Source organism: Gilliamella sp. Pas-s27, assembly GCF_009795865.1.
GTDB lineage: Bacteria > Pseudomonadota > Gammaproteobacteria > Enterobacterales > Orbaceae > Gilliamella.
On record NZ_WTEW01000087.1, the window covers coordinates 1 to 859 of the forward strand.

Consider the following 859-nt stretch of genomic DNA (forward strand, 5'->3'; position numbering starts at 1 on the left):
TTACTTTTAATGGGAAAATAATTTCAGTACTTCTAATATTAAAATAATCCATCATTGCCACGGGATGAATAAACCACGCCTTGCCATCAGTTGATAGATTGGATAGTTTAGGAGTATTAGTATTGTAGTACTTTATCTATTAATTCAAATTTGCCAGACTGAGGATTAATTTTATATTTACTCCAATTGTCAGCTGTTGTTGATTCTAAATCATAAGTGAAATATAACGTCCATAAATTATAATCATTCAAATAGTATAATTTTTCTGTAGCTAAACTGTTATTAGGATCGTTCATATATTCATAACATACTATAGAATCAACTCTTTCATTATTTTTATAAGATATTAACTCTATTTCCATAGAATATGGATTGTTAGTTTTTTCTTTTTTCAATTTTAATTCAATATTATTTTTTAGTTTAGAAATTACTATTTCATTATTATTTAGACTATTAAACTGGAGATAATAATTTTTTTTTACTTTTGAAATTGTACATATCCCCGATACATCTTTTTTACAAGTTTTATTTATAGATAATATAAACTCTTTACTTGATACTAGTTTTTCTCCGTGAAAATTATTATATGATAAAGAATTTTTGCCTATTCCTCCTCCTGCATATACAGTTTTAATATTGTATGTAACAAATATTGTAATCAATAACAGAATTGGAATGTTAATTAGATTCTTCATGTTATTTTATTTCCTTTATAGAACTGTCATCAAAACCTGAATGTAAATGAGAATCATGCAGAGTTCCTTTTATTTGTAATAGCTCAAACTTAATCTGACAGACACCTATTACTCATCGGTTTTCATTTTAACAAAATGCGTGTCCGATGAGCAAAATAAATTCT

At 25.5% G+C, this 859-nt stretch carries 1 protein-coding gene; it reads right to left on the reverse strand.

Features of this window, described 5'->3' with window-relative positions; translation table 11 throughout:
* Nucleotides 1-116: 116 nt before the first annotated feature.
* Nucleotides 117-695 (reverse strand): hypothetical protein, encoded by a 579-nt coding sequence (locus GQ589_RS11790; RefSeq protein WP_160426441.1) that lies wholly within the window; start codon nucleotides 693-695, stop codon nucleotides 117-119.
* Between the last annotated feature and the right edge of the window lie 164 nt (nucleotides 696-859).

Coding starts and splice junctions, on each gene's coding strand:
- GQ589_RS11790 (WP_160426441.1), bottom strand. CDS start 695: ATGAAGAATCTAATTAACATTCCAATTCTGTTATTGATTACAATATTT.